Annotated in this window: 6 protein-coding genes; 4 read left to right on the plus strand and 2 right to left on the minus strand. The window is 60.2% G+C overall.

Going from position 1 to position 6,824, the window contains the following annotated elements; all coding sequences use genetic code 11:
• The first annotated feature begins 115 nt into the window (after positions 1-115).
• The 4 genes from GPK42_RS07380 (at position 116) to GPK42_RS07395 (ending at position 4,509) form a co-directional block, all read left to right on the plus strand.
• Positions 116-649 (plus strand): hypothetical protein, encoded by a 534-nt coding sequence (locus GPK42_RS07380; RefSeq protein WP_215694607.1) that lies wholly within the window; start codon positions 116-118, stop codon positions 647-649.
• Positions 650-812: 163 nt separating this feature from the next.
• Positions 813-2,225: an ABC transporter substrate-binding protein gene (locus GPK42_RS10075; protein ID WP_215694609.1), complete on the plus strand. Its 1,413-nt coding sequence runs from the start codon at positions 813-815 to the stop codon at positions 2,223-2,225.
• Positions 2,226-2,247: 22 nt separating this feature from the next.
• Complete coding sequence (locus GPK42_RS07390) at positions 2,248-3,270, plus strand: FecCD family ABC transporter permease (protein WP_215694611.1); 1,023 nt, start codon at positions 2,248-2,250, stop codon at positions 3,268-3,270.
• Between the two features lie 12 nt (positions 3,271-3,282).
• Complete coding sequence (locus GPK42_RS07395; RefSeq protein WP_215694613.1) at positions 3,283-4,509, plus strand: ABC transporter ATP-binding protein; 1,227 nt, start codon at positions 3,283-3,285, stop codon at positions 4,507-4,509.
• A gap of 95 nt (positions 4,510-4,604) precedes the next feature.
• Here GPK42_RS07395 and GPK42_RS07400 read toward each other — a convergent pair whose 3' ends face one another.
• Positions 4,605-5,216: a TetR/AcrR family transcriptional regulator gene (locus GPK42_RS07400; RefSeq protein ID WP_055286458.1), complete on the minus strand. Its 612-nt coding sequence runs from the start codon at positions 5,214-5,216 to the stop codon at positions 4,605-4,607.
• A 116-nt stretch (positions 5,217-5,332) separates the two neighbouring features.
• On the minus strand, positions 5,333-6,640 hold the full coding sequence (locus GPK42_RS07405) for a lysylphosphatidylglycerol synthase transmembrane domain-containing protein (RefSeq protein WP_215694615.1): 1,308 nt from the start codon (positions 6,638-6,640) through the stop codon (positions 5,333-5,335).
• Between the last annotated feature and the right edge of the window lie 184 nt (positions 6,641-6,824).

The following is a 6,824-nucleotide window of genomic DNA, read 5'->3' on the forward strand; positions in this document are numbered from 1 at the left end:
CCCCGTGCAACGGGCATGCGCCTTCCCCGACCGACGGCGCATGCCCGTTGCATTCGCGTCCCGCCCGCCCACCGCACGAGCGGGCGGTCGAAGCGATTGAAAGGAACCTCCCTCCATGTTGAAGAAAACCCTCGCCTTCGCCCTGTCGGCGGCGCTTTTCGCGTTCTCGCTCGCCGGCTGCAGCGGAAATTCAATCGACAGCGCAAAGGCAAGCGATGTCGATTCCCAGGAAAAGACCGAACAGGCGGCCGATGCGCCCAAGGGCGCAAGCGCTGCCCCCATCACCGCCGACAAGGTGGCCGACGGCACCTATCCGATCACCGTAGATTCCAGCTCGAACATGTTCAGGATTGTGGACGCCCAGCTCATCGTGGAAAACGGCTCCATGCACTGTGTGATGACGCTTTCCGGCACGGGCTACGGCAAGCTCTTCATGGGCACGGGCGACGAGGCTGCCGCCGCGAGCGAGGCCGGCTTCATCCCCTATGTGGAAAACGCGGAAGGCAAGTACACCTACGACGTGCCCGTTGAAGCACTCGACGAGGACACCGCCTGCGCCGCGTGGAGTATTAGAAAAGAGCAGTGGTACGACCGCACGCTCGTGTTCGAATCCGCCGGCGTCGATCTGCTCGCCGACGCACTGAAGTAACGCCATGCGGTCGATTCTTCCCAAGGGGGAAAGCAGGAAGCGCCGCAGCATCGCGACGCGCGCGATCGCCTGCGTTCTCGTCGCATTGCTCGCGCTTCCCTTCGCGGGGTGCAGTGCAAACCCAAACGCGACCGGTGGCACGGCGGGCTCTCAGGAATACACTGTGAGCGTCTCGCTTTCCGGTGGGTCAGGGCGTGCAAGCATCGCCTCGCCCACCACAATTGTGAAGGATGGCGACACCTACACCGCGACCATCACCTGGTCGAGTTCGAACTACGACAAGATGACCGTCGACGGCGTGGACTACGCGCCCGTAAACGACGGCGGCAACTCCACGTTCGAGATACCCGTCACGCTCGACGAGGACATCGCCGTGTCGGCCGAGACCGTCGCCATGTCGACGCCGCACACCATCGACTACACGCTCCACTTCGACTCATCCACCATGAAGGAGAAATCGGGCGACGATGCAAGCGGCGGCTCCCCTGCGGGAACGGCTTCAAGCGCCGCGGCCGACTTCCACAACGCCGATTTGGGCTGCGGCTGGGAGCCGACGGGGGCGCTTCAGCTTGAATACGCCGAGCACTTCACTGTCGACGAGTACGAAGGCGGCCTGCGGCTTATCTGCATTTCGAACGGGGAGCGCTTCCTCGTGGTACCGCAAGATGCAAAGGTACCTGATGGGTTGAGCTCCGACATCGCGGTCATAAGGCGTCCCGCCAACAAGGTGTACCTCGTGTCGTCGGCGACGATGTGCCTGGTCGACGCGCTCGATGCGAACGACAACATCCTCATGTCGGGCACGAAGGCCGACGATTGCTCGGTCGCGGGCTTCAAAAGCGCACTCGAAAGTGGGGCGATCGCCTACGGCGGCAAGTACAGCGCGCCCGACTACGAGCGAATATCGGCCTCGGGCTGCACGCTCGCCATCGAGAACACCATGATCAACCACACGCCCGATGTGAAGGAAAAGCTGCAGAAGCTCGGGCTCGTCGTGCTCACCGAACAGTCGTCGAGCGAGCCCGAAGCACTCGGGCGCGTCGAGTGGATTAAGCTTTTCGGCGTCCTGTTCGACAAGGAAGACGAGGCCGCGCACCTGTTCAACGAGCAGAAGGCCCGCGTCGAGCAAACGTCGAGGCTCGCGTCGTCAGGTAAAACCGTGGCGTATTTCTACATTAACTCGAACGGGGCCGCCGTCACGCGGCGGGCGGGCGACTACGTGGCGCAGATGATCGAGCTTGCAGGCGGCAACTACGCGCTCGATGACGCGCAGACGGCGTCGACGTCAGGTTCGTCAGTAACGCTCGAAATGGAGCGCTTCTACGCGACGGCGAAGGATGCCGACATTATCGTCTACAACGGCACCATCGACGAATCGGTTGCCACCTTGAACGACTTCGTAGGCAAAAACGCGCTATTGTCGCAGTTCAAAGCCGTGAAGAACGGCAACGTCTGGGTCACAAGCGCCGACATGTACCAGCAGATGACTTCCACCGCCGACATTATCGACGAGCTGCACGGGGCGTTCACCGGCGATGACGCGAGCAACTTCCATTATCTGAGGAAGCTCGGCTAGCGCCATGAGAAGCCGGCTTTCCATGACATACGACGAATCGGGGCGCGCCGCGCGGTGTCGCGTCGTGACGGCGCTGCTCGCTGTTGCCCTCATCGTGCTCGTCGGGGCCAACCTGTGCATCGGGAGCGTGCTCGTGCCCGCAGACCACATCCCCGGCATCCTTTCGGGAGGCGCGGCCAATTCCATGGAAATCCAGATCATCTGGGAGATTCGTCTGCCGCGCGTGCTTTCAGCCGTGCTTCTCGGCGGGGCACTTTCGCTCTCCGGGTTCCTGCTGCAGACGTTTTTCAACAACCCCATCGCCGACCCGTTCATCTTGGGCGTCTCCTCGGGCGCAAAGTTCGTCGTCGCGCTTACGATGATCGTACTTCTGGGCGCGAACCAGGCCATGTCCTCGCCGGCCATGGTGGTCGCAGCGTTTCTGGGCTCGCTTATCACCATCGGCTTCGTGCTCCTCATCGCACGGCGCATAAGTTCCATGGCCATGCTCATCGTGGCGGGCGTCATGGTGGGATACATCTGCTCGGCGGCGACGAACTTCCTCATCGCCTTCGCCGACGACCAGTCCATCGTGAACCTGCACAACTGGTCTTTGGGTAGCTTCTCGGGTTCGAGCTGGGACGACGTCGCGGTCATCGCGGTCGTGGTGATCACCGTGAGCGCATGCGTATTCGCGATATCGAAGCCCCTTTCCGCCTTCCAGCTGGGAGAAGCCTACGCGAAAAGCGTCGGCGTGAACGTCGCACGCTTCCGCATGGTGCTCGTCCTTCTAGCGAGCATGCTCTCCGCCTGCGTGACCGCGTTCGCTGGTCCGGTGTCGTTCGTAGGCATCGCGGTTCCGCATCTCGTTAAGTCGGCGCTGAAGTCGTCGAAGCCCATCCGCGTGATTCCTGCGTGCTTCTTGGGAGGCGCCATCTTCTGCGCGGGCTGCGATTTAATCGCGCGCACGCTGTTCTCCCCCGTCGAGCTTTCCATCAGCGCCGTCACCGCCATCTTCGGCGCGCCGGTGGTTATCGCACTCATGTTGAAGAAGCGGGTGAGGTAGATGGGGGAATTCGTGCCGCGGCCCAAAACGCTCGGAGGGGAGTCGAACCTCGAAACCCCGGTAAAAACGCAGGCTGACGGAGCGCCGCTTTTCCGCATAAGCGACCTGTCGGCGGGCTACGACAAGAAGGTCGTAGTCGAAGGCGTCGAGCTGGAGGTTCGCGCGGGCGACGTCGTGGCGCTCATCGGGCCGAACGGCTCGGGCAAGTCGACCATCTTGAAAACCATCACACGCCATCTGGCACCGCTTGCCGGCGCGGTCGAGCTCGACGGGCGGGAGATTTCCCGATGGAAGACGGCGGAGTTCGCAAGGAACCTTGCCGTTATGCTGACAGATCGACCCCGGACCGAGCTCCTCACCTGCCGCGATATCGTAGAGGCGGGAAGGCATCCCTACACCGGGCGAATGGGCACACTCTCGCCCGACGACCATAGTCGGGTCGATGAGGCCATGAAAACCGCACATGTGGAAGAGCTCGCCGAGCGCGACTTCATGCAGATAAGCGACGGGCAACGCCAGCGCGTCATGCTCGCACGAGCCATCGCGCAGGATCCGCGTGTGCTCGTGCTCGACGAGCCCACGTCGTATCTCGATATCCGCTACCAGATCGACCTGCTGCGAATACTTCGCCACCTTGCGAAATCGCAGAATGTGGCTGTCATCATGTCCATCCACGAACTCGAGCTCGCGCAGAAAAGCGCCGACAAGGTGATTTGCGTGAAGGACGGTCGGGTCTTCCGCGCCGGCGCACCCGAGGACATATTCACGCGCGAGACGATTGGCGAGCTCTACGGCCTTCAACATGGCACCTTCAACGAGCGCTTCGGCAGCGTGGAAATTGGGCGCCCACACGGCGATGCGCACACGTTCGTCATCGCCGGCGCAGGTACGGGGTCAGCTGTGTTTCGCCAGCTCATCCGGCAGGGCAAGGCGTTCTACGCGGGCGTTCTGCACGAAGGGGACATCGACTGCGAGCTCGCGCGCGACCTGGCGACGGAATGCGTGGCCGAGCGCGCCTTCGAGCCGATCGGGGATAAAACCATAGCCCGCGCCAAAGAGCTCCTCGTCCACTGCGCGCGCCTTATCGTGTGCCCCGCCGCCTTCGGCACCATAAACGCCCGCAACGCAGAGCTCGTCGAGTTTGCACGCTCGCATGGTATCGAGGTCATGCGAGCGTGCGAAGGCGCATCGGAGGATTCCAAAATTGGAGTGGGAAGGATAAACTGGACTTTCTTTTAAGGATCCTCAGGCTACAGCTCCTATGCCGGCAAGGTCTCCAAGGCGCCGGAGAACCTCAGGAACAGGAATTTCCACGCCGACGAGCCCAACTAGGCCTAATCCAAGCGAGATTCCAGACTCGACAGACCATTGAGAGTCAGATCGTTGGCGACCTCAGAGACGCGCTCGATAGGAACCGAGCCGTCAGACAGCGCCCACGTGCGATAGATACCGATAATACCCGACAGCAAAAACGCCAGATAGTAGTCGAACATCTCGTCCTTGAGACCTTGGGGCAGCAGATCGCGCTCGGCAATCTCATGTTCGAGCGGCGCACGAAGACGAGCCATGAAATCATCGAGCGGAATATTCTCGATCAGCTGACGATTGAGCACTAAGTTGTTGCACAGTGCCTCATTAACGGTTTTAAAGAAGGTCGCCGCCGCGCCAAGAGCGCGCTCGCTGGTGTCACCGTCCATAGAAGCAAGCGTTTTCTCGACCGAGTCGACAATCATCTCCACCACATCGACGGCAATGGCATCGAGCAGGCCGTCAACCGTACCAAAGTGAACGTAAAAGGTCTTGCGGTCGACATTGGCCTCGCGCGCGATGGCACTCACCGTAATGTCTGCCAGCGGCTTTTCCATGAGCAGGCGCTCGAAAGCCGAAAGGATGGCATTACGGCTGCGAATGATGCGACGATCAAGACGCGGTTTGCTGGTTGCCATGGGCGTGTCCCTTCGATATGCAAGCATTCATCAACAGATGAGAGATAATCTACGTAAGAGGATTATCCCCCAAACAGCACAAATATGCCCCGCATCATGAAGAACGCACGACTGCCCTACTGCGACTTAGGGTGCTTCTTCTTATTGAGTGCCGACGGAGATACGCGAATACCATCGCCTGTCTGGCGCACATAGGCTTTATGAGCCGGCTTAGCGGTCCCAGAAGCCTTCTGAGCGCGCTTCTTGGGATCAACGGTAAGAGCATTCGTGGGGTGCGGCTTAGTGGGCGCAGAGGGCGTCTGAGGCGTGCGGCCGAGCTTGCGCATCACACGATCCCAGCGCGCATGGATGCTCTCGTTGTGGGCGCTCTTAAGTCCCAGCAGGGGCGCAGCCAAAATGGTCGGCGCAATAAACGTAATGAGGCGCCACAGCAGATAGCCAGCGGTCGAAGCCGAACCGAAGAAATGACCCAAGAACAATGCAAAGCCGCCCTCAGCACCACCAGTTCCACCGGGCAAGGGAACCGCAGAGCTCAGCAGCTGGACAAAGGCGCTCGCGGCCATGACCGAGAAAAAGTCGACCTCGTGGTGGCCAAAGGCAAGCATCAGGAAATACGGAACCAGATAGAAAAACGCGAGCTGCAGCATGGTGATAAACACGGTGAGCAGCATGGAAGAAAAATGTCCGGCCGAAAGCTTAAACTTCTCGGAGAAGGAGTAGATCTCGCCGTCGACAAACGTGCGCCATCCCTCGATCTTAGTGGCCGAGACACCTATGCGCTCGAGCCAATTGATGATGCAATGGGCGACGCGCGTGACGGTCTTAGGCATGAGCGCGACGGCGAAGATGCCCAGCAAGATGCAGCAGTGCCCACCAAAGCTAAAGACGCACAGCAGCGTCATGTCGCCATAGCGCTCGGCAAAAAAAGGCATGCGAGCAAGCAGTAGGATAGCGCCCCAGGCAACGAGGCCAAACTGGTACACGATAAAGCGCGTGAACTGCGTGGCTCCGGCCTCGCCGACATTTTGGCCCGCCTTGGTCAGGCGGTAGATCTGGGCGGGAGTCGAGCCCATCATCATGGGCGTCAGGTTGCCAAAGAAGATGCCGCTCGCCTCGACCGAAATCAGGTCGCGGATGCCGACGGGTGAATTAGGATCGAGCCAAACGGCAATCGCGTACGCCACGATGCCAAAGAAGAGGTACAAGAACATGCAGAAGCATGCAGCAATGAGCCATGGCGCCTGGACGCTCGACATTGCGGCCCAGAACTGCCCCATCTGCCCGGTTACCACCAGATAGACGATATAACCCACCAGTACGGCGCCGATAAAGATGGCGCCGCGGCGTGCGCTCTTATTGTCATCTCCGCCCGAGGCCTCAACCTCGACCTGGGGCTTAGACGTATGCTGAGAGGACTCCGTCATGAGACTCCTTCTAACAGTCAAAATATCTTGGATATTGTACCCGCAAGGACCATAAGCAGAACGCAAAGCTCTGGTTCAAACGGGAATTGCAGACGGTTGTTTGAAAATCAGAACCACCCTTAAAAAGGGTGGTTTGCTCTTAGGGTATAACCCACGGGCCCCGGGCTCGCGTCTAAAGGCGCGG

This window comes from Collinsella aerofaciens (assembly GCF_018785265.1).
GTDB lineage: Bacteria > Actinomycetota > Coriobacteriia > Coriobacteriales > Coriobacteriaceae > Collinsella > Collinsella aerofaciens_AI.